At 54.7% G+C, this 14940-nt stretch carries 12 protein-coding genes; 4 read left to right on the top strand and 8 right to left on the bottom strand.

All coding sequences use genetic code 11. The features are described 5' to 3' along the window. Positions 1-304: 304 nt before the first annotated feature. The 4 genes from D8M23_RS11465 to D8M23_RS11450 all read right to left on the bottom strand — a co-directional run bounded on the left by D8M23_RS11465 (position 305) and on the right by D8M23_RS11450 (position 4324). Positions 305-811 carry an LURP-one-related/scramblase family protein gene (locus D8M23_RS11465; RefSeq protein ID WP_023133914.1) on the bottom strand — a complete coding sequence of 169 codons (507 nt, stop codon included), beginning with the start codon at positions 809-811 and terminating at the stop codon, positions 305-307. A gap of 838 nt (positions 812-1649) precedes the next feature. Continuing rightward, positions 1650-2105 (bottom strand): hypothetical protein, encoded by a 456-nt coding sequence (locus D8M23_RS11460; protein ID WP_126854857.1) that lies wholly within the window; start codon positions 2103-2105, stop codon positions 1650-1652. Positions 2106-2494: 389 nt separating this feature from the next. Further along, a complete protein-coding gene (locus tag D8M23_RS11455) occupies positions 2495-2761 on the bottom strand; it encodes a PLDc N-terminal domain-containing protein (RefSeq protein WP_126854856.1) in 267 nt (88 codons plus the stop codon). Positions 2762-2878: 117 nt separating this feature from the next. Next, positions 2879-4324 carry a TIGR01777 family oxidoreductase gene (locus D8M23_RS11450; RefSeq protein ID WP_126854855.1) on the bottom strand — a complete coding sequence of 482 codons (1446 nt, stop codon included), beginning with the start codon at positions 4322-4324 and terminating at the stop codon, positions 2879-2881. 242 nt (positions 4325-4566) lie between these two features. Between D8M23_RS11450 and D8M23_RS11445 the strand changes: the two genes are divergently transcribed. After that, positions 4567-5118 carry a hypothetical protein gene (locus D8M23_RS11445; protein WP_126854854.1) on the top strand — a complete coding sequence of 184 codons (552 nt, stop codon included), beginning with the start codon at positions 4567-4569 and terminating at the stop codon, positions 5116-5118. 128 nt (positions 5119-5246) lie between these two features. Here D8M23_RS11445 and D8M23_RS11440 read toward each other — a convergent pair whose 3' ends face one another. Further along, entirely contained in the window at positions 5247-6566 is a 1320-nt protein-coding gene (locus D8M23_RS11440) for a 5'-nucleotidase C-terminal domain-containing protein (protein WP_126854853.1), read from the bottom strand. 24 nt (positions 6567-6590) lie between these two features. Between D8M23_RS11440 and D8M23_RS11435 the strand changes: the two genes are divergently transcribed. Together D8M23_RS11435 and D8M23_RS11430 are read left to right on the top strand one after the other, a co-directional pair. After that, positions 6591-7895: a thiamine pyrophosphate-dependent enzyme gene (locus D8M23_RS11435; protein ID WP_126854852.1), complete on the top strand. Its 1305-nt coding sequence runs from the start codon at positions 6591-6593 to the stop codon at positions 7893-7895. 172 nt (positions 7896-8067) lie between these two features. Beyond that, positions 8068-9516, top strand: a complete 1449-nt coding sequence (locus D8M23_RS11430; RefSeq protein ID WP_126854851.1) for an NAD(P)H-binding protein — start codon at positions 8068-8070, stop codon at positions 9514-9516. A gap of 510 nt (positions 9517-10026) precedes the next feature. Here D8M23_RS11430 and D8M23_RS11425 read toward each other — a convergent pair. Next, on the bottom strand, positions 10027-11325 hold the full coding sequence (locus tag D8M23_RS11425) for a CoA-disulfide reductase (RefSeq protein WP_126854850.1): 1299 nt from the start codon (positions 11323-11325) through the stop codon (positions 10027-10029). A 320-nt stretch (positions 11326-11645) separates the two neighbouring features. After that, complete coding sequence (locus D8M23_RS11420) at positions 11646-13211, bottom strand: MFS transporter (protein ID WP_153274079.1); 1566 nt, start codon at positions 13209-13211, stop codon at positions 11646-11648. A gap of 178 nt (positions 13212-13389) precedes the next feature. On the opposite strand from D8M23_RS11420, the gene D8M23_RS11415 reads away from it, so the two are divergent. Further along, positions 13390-13980, top strand: a complete 591-nt coding sequence (locus tag D8M23_RS11415; RefSeq protein ID WP_233129354.1) for a TetR/AcrR family transcriptional regulator — start codon at positions 13390-13392, stop codon at positions 13978-13980. Positions 13981-14090: 110 nt separating this feature from the next. Here D8M23_RS11415 and D8M23_RS11410 read toward each other — a convergent pair whose 3' ends face one another. Continuing rightward, positions 14091-14576, bottom strand: a complete 486-nt coding sequence (locus D8M23_RS11410; RefSeq protein ID WP_126854849.1) for an SRPBCC family protein — start codon at positions 14574-14576, stop codon at positions 14091-14093. Positions 14577-14940 lie beyond the last annotated feature (364 nt).

Here is a 14940-nt window from a genome sequence, read left to right as displayed (position 1 = left end):
ACTCTTGAGCGAGTTCAGAATGTTTCCTGTCAAAATCCCTCCATCACCCACCCTAAGAGACACTGCCCAGAACTTTCAACCCTTAGTAAAGATTTTTCTATTTCTCACTCAAAGGTTTACATATTAACTAGGTGCGTCCCCGAACCTGCCATCGGCGTGCTTCCAACCCTAAATGTCTTGGCGTGCAGCCACGCAAATAAGGGGGCGTTGCCCCCTCTTATCACACAGCTATTCCATCAAGATTCCGCCGCCAATTACCCCTTTCTGGCGGGGCCTCACCCCCATACCCCGGAGCCTTGCTGTGTTATGACGAGCTGCTGCTCTCTCCTGAACCTTTCCTGCGGTCCAAGATATAGTCGATTGCCAGGAAAATTGCTACAACAATATCCTGACACCTATCGTCATATACCATCACCACATACTGGTCGCCGATTGTGAAGTACTTTTTATTGATGGTTGCAACAACAGCCTCTTCAGTACGTACATTAAACTCACGCCCCAGGTACCTGTCCCTCACCTGCATTGGCGGGGCACAGTTGGAGTCCACATCAAGCTTTAGCTGGAAGAACGCAAAGTATTTTTTAATATTCACTAGGGCACCGGTGGAGAAAGCCACATAGAACTCGTTCGTAAAACCTCCCTGGCGGGTAAACATGAAGCTCACCCCAGTTTCTAGGTTGAGTACGGTGATCTTCTTCCCCATCATCCGGAACTCTTCATCAACCTGGTACACCCCACGGCCTAAATCATCATAAATAATGTAGTGGTCGGTGATTTTAAGAGCCTGCTGTTGTATGTGAAGGGTGCGCATGCGGTCTCTCCTGACTCATATCGGCGTCCTTCCAACAGTAGCACCACCGCGTGCGACCAATGAGGATTAACCACATATGTTTTGCTAAGACCGGTATTTGAGTGCTTTACTTACTGCGATAATCATAATCGCGCTGAATACTATTTCCCCCAAAAATATGAGGGACATTAATGTGTCGTATAAAACAGGAGACGGTTCACGGTTTATCGGAAGTACTACAGCAAAAAGCATAACCGACATGAGGGAACCCCCAAAGGATCCTTAGCAGGTGTGCCCTGAGGAGGAATGTACGGAACGGGATTTTAGGTACGGAATCACCGGGTGCGGCCATTTATGAAGAGGCTATAAGATCATTCATGAGAGTTTCCTTCAGGTGTTTCATATTGTTCTTGTTTTAAAGGCTAGGCGGTCTTCTTAATACTGTTTGAAGTGACAAAAATCATCAAAATGCACATAGTGAGCTTATAGGCAGCTATAATAGTGTTTGCTGCTGTAAAAAGTGCCCCTATATAATAATATGAACTTTCGTAAATCACAGATGACCCGAAAAGACCCCCTATAAGAGCCGGAACATAAAAAGCCGCAGCAATAGGGCCAATAATGAGACTGTAAATATTGACGCCCCGTATCCACCGGAACATGACTGATTTCCTAAACCGCTTCAATGCGATAATCTGCAAGATAACGTAGATGCAATAGGGTAATGCAATAATAGTAAAAACAAGCACAAATCCCCATGCGAGAGACCCGTATTCACCGTTTGTAGAGGCATAAATAATATTTAGTTATTTTCTATATCTGCCCAGGTGATTCTTCTGGAACCGCTATACATAAACTCCTATATATTACTGTAGTAAATTGCTGCTTTAGCTACAGTACGATTATTCAAAGTTTTCTGCGCCGCCACAATCATAATGACACACAGGGCAACTTCAACGGCTAAAACAGCGACAGCAGGCAGTACTGCGATTTCTTCTCCATATCGCCGAGATTGCCCCAGAAGGAACGTAAACCCCATAAACATATATACATAAAAAGCCATAATAGGCGCTAATACCAGACTACAGATATTAATATTCCGCACCCACGATAACCGTACGCCGCGGATAAGCTGCGGGACTGCTATAAATTGCAGAGCAAGATGAGCCTCATAAGGGATTAAGATTATAAATATTAGTAAGATGATGTTTGCCTGAGGAGGACCGTACGTTCTGAAAAATGATGAAACTATTACCACCACCAAAAGTGCAAGCGGGAGCGACTCCAGAATAACCCTGATCAGCTGAATAGCCACTAGAGTACCCTGATGCAGTATTTGCCGCCTTATCGGGCGATGCTGCCGAACCGTCCGTGGGTGGGGCGGCCTCGTCGTTGGATGCTGGCGTGCCGGTGGTGTTGGTGACTCCGTTGCGTTCCCCGTTACAGGGGTTAGCTGATTGCCCTGGGGTGAGAGCGTGCTCTGGTGTGTTGAGGATGTAGGGGTGTAACTGCTTAGTTTGGAGTAAGTGTTTTTAGTGGCGGGGCACCCCTTATGAATACCCCTCTGTAAATCGTGTTTAAGAGGACTCTCACGTTCTTGCGAGGGTCATTTTGTTGCTATCGGCAGAAAAAGTATGTCCCGCTTCCGTCAATAACCGCTGAGCACAACCACCCACGCAAAAGGTGAAAGCGGTGCTCACGTCTTTAATCCGAATCAGCGGCGGTATCAGGAGCGCGGTACCCTCGATGAGTAGCCTGCCTCTGCGCGTACTTCTTTTCCATGCGCATCTTAGAAACCCACGCAATAGGACCAAAAATAGGTAGCGCCAACGTCAGTAGCAGCCACATGAGTTTCTCGGTCTGGCTAACGTGTGGGTTTTTGTGAATCGTGAACACGCAGTACAGTGCCAACACCACACTCAGCACGAAAACAACCGTAAACAGCACCTGAAAAACCAGCGAAAGATTCATACGCACCAGTGTACGGGGCTGCGTTCGCGCGCTACCTGCCCAACGCGCGTCGCCCACCTCATACGCGCCGAGATCCTGATTTAAATCAGGATCTCGGCGGAGAAACGGAAAAAGAAACTACCCCAGCGCGTGCTTCAGCGCGCTGCTAAGCTGGTTGTCAAAGAAGACGTACCCGCTCTTCAGCAGCTTGTCGTTAGACACAAACTGGTCTGCCAGTGCCAGCTGGTCGGTGCCCTCTTTGCCCAGCAGAGCGTCGGATGCGACCCTTGGTGCGCGCATCAGCGCCGGACGCTTGAGCGTCTGCCCTATCAGGCGCGCTACTTTTCGTGCGCTCGCCGGTGATGAGGCAACGGCGTTGACCGGGCCCTCCACAGAATCGCGCAGTACGGCGTGCACGTAGATGCCGGCAATGTCGTCCAGCGAAATCCACGATTGAATGTTGTCGCCCTTGCCAATGGTTCCGCCGGTACCACTCAAAAACAGCGGCATCTGCAGTTTTAAGAAACCGCCCAGCGGGGTAAGCACAATGCCGGTGCGTACATGTACGACGCGAACGCCCGCCTCGCGTGCGGGGTCGGCAGCTGCCTCCCACTTTTGGCAGACTTCAGCGAGGAAGGCGTTACCCGCAGCTGAGTCTTCGTGCAGAGTTTCGCCGGTGCGGTCGGCGCCGTAGTAGCCGATAGCTGATGCAACCACAAAAGTCTTCGGGCCCTTACCGCTACCCTTCAAACGCTGAATAGTGCGAGCCAGAAGCCCGGTGGATGTAGTGCGTGATTCGAGAATTTTCTTCTTGTTTTTCTCGTTGAATCGCGTGTTGATGGACGCGCCGCCCAGGTGGATGACCGCGTCCGCACCAATGAGCGCGGTTTCATCAATCTCGCCTTTATCAGGGTTCCACGCGTACTCGTTCTCGCCCTCGGGGTTGCGGCGCACGAGGGCGCGTACGGTGTGGCCGCCGGTGGTGAGCAGAGCAGAAACTTGCTGGCCCACCATGCCCGATGCGCCTGCAATGACGATGGTCTGCGGCGCGACATCCGCGTAGCGTGCCTGAAAATTGAGGTCGGCTTCAACGCGTCGTGCGCGGTCGGCAAAGACTTTTTCGAGGTGGCGTGCTGCCACCTTGGATGCGACGATTTCGGTGCCACCGCGCACGTGGCCCGCGAATTCGAGGGCACCTGAATTCTTTTCGACGGCGCGTGATTTGAGGTCTTCGCCGCCTACAATCGTGAATTCAATGTCATCGCGAATAACGGTCTGGTTGGCGGTGCCCAAGAACTTGTGGGTGTGCTTCCAGGTGCTGAGCGGGCCTTCCAGCATGATGTCGGAAAAACCGGAGTCGTGGACGTCCGTGATGAGTGCCGTCCATGCGCGGTTGGCTAGGCCTTTAGAACCGGGTATTGCCATTTTGAGCTTAGCTTGTACGCCTTCTTCAACGCCTTTGTCTGATTCGACGGAGCCTGACCACGGGGGAGTGGCGCGGGTGAGCGCGCCCTTGCGCATGTGCCAGGCGGTGACGGTCTCTACCGGATGCGTGTAGGTGGAGGTGTGCGAGAACGTGCCCATGGGAGCTCCTTGTCAAAACAGCGGCGCTGGTTTCAGTGTTTCTCTCAACCTAGCAGGGCTAGCGTGAAACGTGGTTCACCACACCGCAAAAAGTTAGTTTTACTGACTATATATGACGGTTTGGGTGGCTGCAAGATCACGTTCGCTGTTACCGCAAGGAGATAGTTTCCTCTATCGCGTACCCTAAAATTAGGGTGCAGGTCACAAATTGCCCTTTTGTAATCTACTGCAAGGAATCACAGATGACACAGGAACCAGAATTTAATACATCGCATCCAGAATATGTTCCTTTCTCTAATGCCTATATTGGGCATGTGATGACCGGCAGAATTGTTGCTGTGACTGTGGGAATTGTCTATTGGCTGTTATCAATACCTTTTTCGGCACTAAAGGTTAATCTTCAAGATTTTGTTATTTTCATAGTTTTAGTGGTTATTGGCTCAGAGCTCATCGTTACTCTTCTTCAGCGTCCGTTAGTTATCAAGGCACGTCATGGCTCACCTGGTGGTGCTTTGTATGCTGCCTATGAGGTAATAGTTACTCCTGTAGTTGCAGGTATTGGGGCGTTTTTAGCTTTTCAGAGTATTGCAATCGGTGGAACGATGTTTGCTCTCTTTCTTGTCGCCTGCCTCCTAGTGGCATTTTTGACAAAGCCTTGGGAGCGCGGGTTATCTCGTGCCGAGGTTAGAAGCAAATACGAAGAAACTAAGCAATTCATCAAAGATGACATTGTCGAAGAGCGACGCAAAAATGCAGACGTTTCAGATGAGCACCGAAAGCTCTTTGAACGTTAGTTGTTTTGGTCTATGCCCCGGAAATAGGGTGACTGAAATTGGGGTAATTCACCCATAAAAAAGGCTCTGACAAGCACTTGAAGTGCGTGCCAGAGCCTTTAGCGTTGGCTTCTACATGAGAGAACCGTCTAGAACTTCACGCCGTTCTGGTCTGCGCGGTAGAAGAACGCGGCGGTTGCTTCTCGGCTTACCTCGTCGTAGGGGCGGTAGTTGCCATCCGCCCAGCCCGTAGAGAGCTTGGCTGATGACATCCACACAATTTCCTTGTAGAAAGGATCAGTGGTAGCAACGTCCTTGAACGGTGACACAGCCGGCGCCTCAAACTGCGGTGAGCCCGCTGCACGGTAGAAGAAGGCAGCCATCGCTTCACGGCTCACAGAATCGTAGGGGCGGAAGGTGCCGTCCTCCCAGCCGGTGGTGATGCCGCTTTGCTGCATCCAGGTGATTTCGTTGTAGAACAGTGAACCTGCCGGAACATCGGGGAACGCAACAGCCTTCTTGCCGCCCACCGTAACGGTCAAGTGCGCTTCGGTGCCGGTTGCCGCGTCCTTGAGCATCACAACGTGCTCACCGGCTGCAACCTTGCCCGCCAGCGGCACATCAACCTTAGCGGTGCCGCCCTCAACGGACGCGGTACCCAGCTCAACGCCGTCTACCGAAACGCTCAACTTCTCAACGGCAGGCGCCTTGAAAGAATCAACGTTCAATTCGGATGCGGTGAAGGTCAGGTTGCCGCTCGCATCGTAGGAGTCAGCCACGTCAGAGATCTTCACTGCCTGCTTGTTAAAGCGTGGTGAAATGGTGCCCTCGCCCTTCAGGTACGACTGGAAAGCGTCTGAATCAACGAGTGCGGTGTCTTTCGCGTCCATACCCTGTGACAGCGTGCGGAAGTTATCGCCACCGCCGAGCAAGAATGACGGAATAGCGACGGTAATCTGCTGATCATCGATCACCTTTTTACCGTCAATGAAAATCTCATCAATGTTGTTGTTCAGCGTTGCGTGACCGCTTGAATCGCGCGCACCGGTGAAGGTGTAGCTGACGTTGGACGACAGCCCCAGCTGCAGGTACGCGCGTGAGGTCTGCGCACCGTCAGCGGTGGTCTGCCACTGCTCTTCAAGCACCTGCTTAAGCTGCGCGCCAGTCAAAGTGGTGGTCCACAGGTTATTCGCAAACGGAGTCACATTCAGCGCCTGAGCCACGGTTACATCGCTGACAGCGGTATCCAATGAAGTGCGCAGTCCGCCAGGGAACTCATCGCGCAAACCACCGGGATTCACAATGCCAATATCCGCAGGAGTGCGACCGGTTGAATTAGCCGCTGACAAGTACATATCAGCCACCAAGTGGCCCATGGTTGACTCACGGTCACGCTGATCAAAACCACCGCGATTAGCCGCCTGCGAAGAATCCCACCCCGTAGTAATCGGCGCGGTCAGACCAGCCAATTTCTGCTGGCCAACCTCAGTTGCGTGCGCATTCGCATGGCGGACGAGGTTAACGTGTCCACCGCGATTCTGCAGCCTGCCACCGCGCCATTCGACATCGACCGCGTGCTACGTGATGCCGTCGTCCACAACAAGCCTGGCTACCTGATGTTGCCTGCCGACGTTGCCAGTGCAGAAATTGATCCGCCCACCGGTCCCCTTGAAGTGAAGCTCGCGATCTCAACTGACGCCGCAAAAACCGCCTTCAAGAAGGCTGCTACCGAGTTCTTGCGCGGCAAGAAAACCTCGGTGCTCGTGGATTATATGACCGCGCGTCTTCAGGCAACTGATAACCTGCAGCGACTGATTGATACCACAGACTTTCCCTACTGCACCCTGATGGGCGCGAAGGCTCTCATTGACGAGAACAACAAGCAGTTCGCCGGTCTCTACCTGGGCACGCTGACCGCCGATGAAACTCGCACCGTCATTGAGGACGCCGAGGCAATCATCCTTTCGGCTGTTGCCTTCACCGATACCAACACCGTGGGCTTCTCGCACAAGGTTGATATGCACAAGGCAATCAACCTGGGCGCTGAGTCAGCGACCATCGGGCGCGAAACCTTCGCACCGCTGGCACTGGGTGATGCGCTGGATACCCTCACCGAGGTAGCGGTAGAGGCTGGCGCTCAGCCCATGGACTTCACCCCGTTTACTCGCGACGTTGAGCAGCCCGCTGCATCCGACGATGCTCTGACGCAGAACCAGTTGTGGGACGTCGTTGCCTCCAACCTGGACGAGCTCAACACCGTGGTCGTTGAAATGGGCACCTCATTCTTCGGTATGGCATCGCGCGGTTTTCCCAAGGACGCCCGTTTTATCGGTGCACCCCTATGGGGCTCCATCGGCTACACTCTGCCTGCTCTTCTGGGTGCTGCGGTGGCTGATCGCGATTCGCGCGGTGTGCTCTTTATCGGTGACGGCTCGGCGCAGTTGACCATCCAGGAACTCGCTACCGTGGTGCGTCAGGGTCTTAACCCCGTCATCTTCTTGATCAACAACGACGGCTACACCATTGAGCGCGCCATCCACGGCAAGAGGCTCGCCTACAACGACATTGCTCCCATGGACTGGCAGAAAGTGCCCGCCGCCTTTGGGGCGACCGACGAGAATACCGTGGTGCTGCGGGCCTCTACTGTGAACGAACTGCTGGATGCGTGTGCAACCGCGCAGAAGGAAAAAGACAAGATGGTCTTCATTGAGGTCATCACCGATAAGGACGATATGCCTGAGACTCTGCGCAAGTTCGGCTCGATGGTGGCGGCTAACAAGCTGGTGGAAAAAGAGTAAACAGATCTAGCTCTCGGTCATACGACCTAGGTTGTACGTAAGAGCGCAGTTGCTCTGCGGTTTTCCACAAAAACTGCGGCGCAACTGCGCTTTTGTAGTTGAGCTAGTTTACTCTTGACCTTAGGCAGACTACTGATGATTTCTGCACCTACACTGCGATAGGGCGGTAAACATGAAAATTCTCTTGACGGGCGCATCCGGTTACATTGGCGGCAACCTTCTCAAAGAACTGAAGAAAAACCACGAAGTTATCGCGGTTTCACGCAGTACCAAGAACAAGGAAAACGAAGAAAACGTTACCTGGGTAGCGGCGGATCTTTTTGCGCCGGAAGATAACGAACGCGTTATGGAGGGCGTGGACCTCGCTGTTTACCTGGTGCACTCCATGCAACCGCAGGCAAAGCTGACGCAGGCGAAGTTTGAGGATATGGACGCGCTTCTCGCTGACAATTTTGCGCGCGCTGCGGCGAACAATGGCGTCAAGCGCATTGTGTACTTGAGCGGTATCGTTCCCGATGATGAAAAGCTTTCGCGTCACCTCGCCAGCCGTCTGGAGTGCGAGAAGATTCTTGGCTCGTTCGGTATTCCTGTGACTACCTTGCGTGCGGGCCTGATTGTGGGGCCAAAGGGTTCGTCCTTCCCGATTCTGCAGTCGCTGGTGGAACGCCTGCCCGGTCTATTGTTGCCGTCCTGGGTGTATAACCGCACGCACCCGGTGGCACTGCGCGATCTCATCGGCGGCCTACTCGCCGTGATTGAGCGCGAAGACCTTGGCCAGCAGTCCATTGATATTGGTGGGCCGCGAGAAATGAACTACCGCGAGCTTTTTGAAGAAACCGCAGAAGTTCTGGGTAAGAAGCTACCCATGGTGGATTTGCCGATTATCCCCGTCTGGCTCTCTAAAGCGTGGGTGGCGCTCATTAGTGGAAAGCCCATTGAAATGGTTGGCCCGCTGCTCGACAGCCTGGTGCATGACATGGTGATTACCCCCGAACATACCGTTGAGGGCATTACTAATGCGCCTACGCCTTTCAAGGAAAGCGTGCGCCTGGCTACCGAAAACCAGAACTCACTGGGGTATACCCTGCCCAGTTTCTCAATTCCTTTGAAGAAGGACGTTGAGAACCCCAAGAACGATGTGAAGTCGATTCAGCGCATCACTATTCCCGAGCATTGGTCGGTGCAGGACACCGCGAGCTACTACCTGCAGTGGCTCTCACGATCGAGCCTGAAGCTCGTGGGCACTAGCATCAACGACAATCACGCTGAGATTCGCTTGCCGATTCTCAAAGACCCGATTCTCACCCTCGACTACTCACCGGAACGCTCACGTGAGGACGCCGTTACCTACATGATTAGTGGCGGACGCCTGGCTCGTGTGCAAGAGGGTGGACGCGCCCGCTTGGTCTTCCGCCGCGTCCTGGATGAAAACCGCGTGATTATCACTATTCACGAGTATGAACCGGCGCTGCCGTGGTTTATCTACACTTTGACGCAGGCGCGTGTGCACTTGGTGGTTATGACTGTCTTTGGTTATGAGACTGCGGCGCTCACACAGTTCTACAAGTTGCGTGAGAAGTTTGGCGCTCGCAAGGCGCAGGGTAGGCATGTAGCGGCGTAGGGTTTCTTTCACCGTGAGGGGGTAGCCGTGGCGGATGCGAGCCAGCGCATGCAAAGAGCTACGGGTAGAAACCCCACTGGCTCACCAGCCCGCTTGCTCGCTGGTGAGCTTTCTGTCCGTGGCTCTTTGCATGCGCTGGCTCGTATCTGCCACAGTTAGCCCGGAGAATCGTCTATCAGCCCCCTCAAGGCTTCGTTTCGGCTCTGACCTAAAATTATCGACTAGGTATATAGATGACTACAGATACTGCAACTATTGAGGCCTATTCATAAGGGGGGTAACACCCACCAACTAGACAACGGCCCCACCAGCGGCAAAAAATTGAGGATAAATCATCACAAATATTCTCAAAGCCAAACCGGTCAGACCGTTGCCCCACAAGCCTATAACAGGCCTTAGCCACTTCACCCCTAACGCTTCGCGGCATATTTCTGACGCAAAAATCTCTTCAGATAAAGCGCTGCATACACGCTCTACCTGAAGAGACTTTTAGTATTTGGGGTGCTGGTTTTACTCCGCCGTGTTTTTCGACTGAGGATTTGAGGGGCTGCGCTTCGTCCCTGCGGGGGCATCCTCGGCAGTGTCCACCGCCTTATCGGGCGGTTCCGCCGAACCGTCCGTGGGTGGGGTGGCCTTCGGCTGGGGTTCTGCGGCTGCAGCGGCAGAGCCCTGCCCCGCCGCATCATGCGGCTGTTCGGCGGGTACGGGTATCGTCTCCGTCGCCGGTTCAGCCTGCATGAGCACCCGGCCTTTCTTCCGCTTCCGTTTGCGGCCGAACCGTTTCTTCTTCACCGGCTGCTCCTGCGGCTGGGGGTCTTCGTTGAACCCCGGCTGCCCCTTATCTTTCGGGGGCTTACGTTCCAGGGAGTAGATAATGCGCGCTGGCCTTGGCTCCATACCAATCTTGGCGCGCCCCCAGTTAATGATGCGGTCCAGCCAGTTATAGTCGGCGGTCGTCTCAACCACCTGGTGGTTGCGCGGAATCATGCCCGCATCGCTGAGCACGCGCGGGTACTCATCAATCTCCTGAATGCCCGCCATGTACATGTTCTCACGGAACTGCTGGGCGAACTCGTACTGCCCAATAAAGAGCAGATCGGAGTAGGTTTTCGCGGTCAGCCTCTCAGCGTACGCCTGCGCCGAGTCGCGGCTTCCCTTACGCGCGCCGTACGTATCCCAGAAATAGAAGTACACGTTACTGGCGATAATCGCCGAACGAATCTTGTTCTGCAAATACCAGAGCCCACCAATAGCGAGAAGCCCAATAATAATAATGACAAGCGACCCAACAGGCATTGAGTAGTCCACATAATTGTCGGTGCCGCGCTTTACAAACATACGGTACAGATACGCCCCGAACGAATACAGCACCGGGATACCCAGGAAAATAGTGGCTATGGGAATCCAAATAAATGCAAAAAGCCACAGAATAAGACGATAGTAAATAATGGAGTCGCCAAACCCGATGGGGGTAGGTTTTACGGGAGAATGGGCGCGTTTCATCAGAAGGTTGAACAGGCGGTTATTCTCGATACCCACCTTCCGCAGCTTCGACTCCAGGGATGCGCGTTTGAGGAACACCCGGTAGTTCTCCAGAATCTCGCGCTGTTCAGCGGTGATTTTATCGTCAGGCGGCAGATTACCAACATCGATTCCCGACTCTGAAAGCAGCTTGCTCCACAACTCCAGACGGGCCAGCTCGGAGGGCTTCGCCTGGGTTTGCGACTGGTAGTTCTTATAGGAGATAAAAATGGTGCTGGCACCAATTGCCAGCGTAACTATAGGCGCAATCCAGTCTTTGGTGTCCACAGTGTCCCTCCCGTCCCCCCACGCCCCACCTGCTCTCCCTAACCGCCCCTCGCCAGTATGAGGAGCGGCGCACATTCAGGTGCCGGTGGTGCCCGTGGGGCGCGTGCTTGCTGAAGCTGATGCTTCTACCGTAACACCCGCGGGTGTGAGCGGCCGGGACGGTTCTCAACCTGCGAAAGGTGTTTTCCTGGTGCTTTGTTTCCCCTTCGGTGTGTTTCCGGCACCTGCCTCCACGATAAAAAAGAGCCTTTATGTGAATAAAGAGTATTTTTTACCGCTTTATTCGCATAAAGGCTCTTTTTAGCACCAGAATTTTTGGTCTAGTGTTCTGCTTTCTCCAGTTCGGCGGGTGCCGAGCGGAGCATCCGGTAAGTGAAGACCGACAGCACCGCCAGAAGCACGGCGCTAAAGGTTGCGGTTACCAGAACGCCCGAATCGAACGCGGCATGCGCCGAATGCAGCAGCTCGGCACTTAGATCCGAGGGAAGCTGCCCGGCAACTGCGGTCGCGCCGCCGAGGGTTTCGCCCGCCGCATGGGCCGCATCCACACTAAGACCGGCGGGAACCATCACCTGTGCACGGTAAATTGCGGTCAGCATGCCACCGATCACCACGGTACCCAGCACGGTGCCGAACTCATAGGCGGTCTCAGAAATTGCCGACGCAGCACCCGCCTTATTCGCTGGAACGCTGGAAAGAATCAGGTCATTCGAGATGGTCTGCGCCGCGCCCACGCTCAAGCCTAGGAGCATGAAGGAAGTCATGAGCAGAAGGTCGTTGCGCGAACCGAAGAACACCACGAACAGGTACCCGAGGGCACCCAAGGCAAGCCCCGAAGACACAATCACCGCCGGGTGGAACCGCGAAACGAGCTTAGCGGCGTACAGGCCCGCAATAATGGTGCACGCCAGCCCGGGAATCAGGAACAGGCCCGCCTGCATGGGAGAGTACCCCGAAACCAGCTGCAAATGCTGCGAGACGAAGAAAAGGAACCCAACATCTACGAACATGGCGAACAGGTTCGCCAGAATCCCCCCGGTGAACACGGTGTTTTTGAAGAGGCGAACATCGAGCATGGGGGTGGTTCCCGCACGCCCGCGGCGCAGCTGACGGCGCACAAAGAAGAACCCGAACACGGCACCAATAAACGCGGTGCTGAGTGCGAGCGCATCCGCGCCTGCCTCAGAAATATGGGTGAGGCCGAAGGTTATGCCGATCATGCCGATCATAATGAGCAGGATGCTCACCATATCGAGCGGGCCGGGGTTTGGGTCTTTCGATTCGGGCACGGTCATGGGTGCGAGGGCAAGGAACGGTACGAGTACGGGTACCGCCATGAGGAACACCGACCCCCACCAGAAATGGCTCAGCAGGAGTCCGCCCACGATGGGGCCGAGCGCTGCACCGGCGGAGAAGCCTGCCGCCCACACGGCGATTGCGGTGCGGCGTTCTTTCGGGTCACGGAAGATGTTGCGAATGAGTGAGAGCGTGGCGGGCATAAGCATAGCGCCGAAGAACCCGAGTACGGCGCGGGCGATGACAAGCAGCAGAGCGGTGGGTGCGAATGCGGCGAGCGCTGAGATAACTGCAAACCCGACGGAGCCGATCAGCAGGATTTTACGCCGCCCGATGCGGTCCCCCAGGCTTCCCATAGGCACGAGCAGCCCGGCGAGCACGAGCGAGTATGCGTCTACGATCCAGAGTTGCTCGCTGGAGGATGGTTCGAGCGCCTGCGCGATTGAGGGTACGGCGAATGCGAGCACGGTGTTATCGACCGAGACAAGCAGCACCGGCAGCATGAGCACGGTCAGGGCAATCCACCGTTTGATTTTCTGATCGGGCGCGTGAATAGGCAGCGCCTCGGTGACGGGGTATGAGTTGTTCATCGTTGTGTTCACACGCATCTGGGAGTTTTCGGCACTTGCGGCAGATGCGCCGGGCGGCAAGTGCTCATAGCCCGCAGAGAGGTTGCTTGGGGTAGTAAGGATGCGCCGCGCTGGCAACCACGGACACACTAACTATACCAACTAGACGGTAAAGTTTCTAATCCGTAGAATGGTGATTATGACTACCCCAGCCAGCGCATCCGAACCCCGCACAACCCGCGCCAACAACTCGCGCGAGCAGATTCTAGACGCTTATGAACACCTGCTGGTACAGGCCGGTGAACGTGCCGCCACCCTTGATGCGGTCGCCGCCCAAGCGAAAGTTTCTAAGGGCGGGCTGCTCTATCATTTCGGCTCGAAAAAGGCGCTTTTTGAGGCGCTTTTAGACCGCACCCGCACCTACGCAGACGAAGACCTTGAGAAGATGCGCGCCGCACCCGAGGGGGCCAGCGCCTATTACATCAACACCTCAACCTTTCAGGGCACACCATTCGATATATGCCTGGTTGCCCTCTCGCGGTTGGCGCAGGATAAGAACCCGGCGGCACGTGAACTCATGGACGAGATTCAGGGGCAGTGGTATGAGCTGATTCGCGCGGAGATTGGGGACGATAAGATGGCGCGCACCGTGCTTCTGCTGGGGGACGGCATGTATTACAGTGCGGCGTTTGCGGGAGGCATGGCGAACCCGGCGGCGCGCAAACGCATCAAGGCCGATCGGGATATTCTGCTGGATGCGCTCGACATTCTCAGGCGCGCGGCACGGTAGTGTTCACATCGGCATCAGCCCAACCGCGAGCAGATAGTATTTCGACGAGCAGGTAACGGATTGCTATCTTTTCGTCGAAATATTATCTGCTCGTGGGGAAGAAACAGCCTCTACCCCTCGAAGGTGCGATGCAGTTTCGCCAGCGACAGCGCGATATTACGGCGGTTACGCTCGAACGCACCAAATGTACGGAATGCGGGCGCAGCGGGGATGAACCCAAAAATTTTCGCTTCGGAAGCATCCCAGGTTTCACGCACGGTCACGGTGCCGTCGTGGTTATCTGAGATCTCCCAGGTCCAGTAGTGATCGGCGGGCATACGCCAGGAGAGAGCCTGGTTCTTCTCGGCGCGCACGACTGTGGGAGACATGCGGTATGGGAAACCCAGGAACATCTTTTCGGTGAAGGTATCGCCCTCACGCAGTTCAGAGGTCTCAGCGGTTACCAGTCCACGTACTGATCCGCCTCCGTCAAGCTCGGCGTGGCGGGCGGGGTCGGCAATTAGGGCGTACACATCGCTCGCTGCCGCCCGCAGAGTAGTTTCGGCGGAGATCATGGCGGGGTCCGTCTCAAGGAACTTTATCTGTGCAGTAGTCATACCTTTAACCCTACGCCGAACCCACCCCACAGTTAACCGCAAGCAGCGGGTTTTTGCCCGAAAAACGGAGAAAATACCCTCTACCCACGCTTTCTAGATCATATTTCGCATCCAATATGTTTTCGGATAAAAATAAGAGGCACCTTAAAAGTGCCTCTTAACGCGAGATCCATGGGTTTGGCCGGACAACCCGGCATACCCCCCACAGCCGCACCTCCGGTACCCCCTCACCTCAAAGGATGAAGATCCTAACAAAAATAACTGTTAGGCAGAGTTGCTCACGGGAGCGGAGGACAATATTGTTTTATCTCGCTCACCCAGCATATCATGCGCTACTTCACACAAAACATGCCAACAACTCCCC

The sequence above is a fragment of the Rothia sp. HSID18067 genome, from assembly GCF_003989445.1.
Classification (GTDB): Bacteria; Actinomycetota; Actinomycetes; order Actinomycetales; family Micrococcaceae; genus Rothia; species Rothia aeria.
Note: the sequence above shows the minus strand (reverse complement) of the source record. Positions and strands in the feature narration are given on the sequence as shown.

Coding starts and splice junctions, on each gene's coding strand:
- D8M23_RS11465 (WP_023133914.1), bottom strand. CDS start 811: ATGCGCACCCTTCACATACAACAGCAGGCTCTTAAAATCACCGACCAC.
- D8M23_RS11455 (WP_126854856.1), bottom strand. CDS start 2,761: ATGAATCTTTCGCTGGTTTTTCAGGTGCTGTTTACGGTTGTTTTCGTG.
- D8M23_RS11450 (WP_126854855.1), bottom strand. CDS start 4,324: ATGGGCACGTTCTCGCACACCTCCACCTACACGCATCCGGTAGAGACC.
- D8M23_RS11445 (WP_126854854.1), top strand. CDS start 4,567: ATGACACAGGAACCAGAATTTAATACATCGCATCCAGAATATGTTCCT.
- D8M23_RS11430 (WP_126854851.1), top strand. CDS start 8,068: ATGAAAATTCTCTTGACGGGCGCATCCGGTTACATTGGCGGCAACCTT.
- D8M23_RS11420 (WP_153274079.1), bottom strand. CDS start 13,211: ATGAACAACTCATACCCCGTCACCGAGGCGCTGCCTATTCACGCGCCC.
- D8M23_RS11415 (WP_233129354.1), top strand. CDS start 13,390: ATGACTACCCCAGCCAGCGCATCCGAACCCCGCACAACCCGCGCCAAC.
- D8M23_RS11410 (WP_126854849.1), bottom strand. CDS start 14,576: ATGACTACTGCACAGATAAAGTTCCTTGAGACGGACCCCGCCATGATC.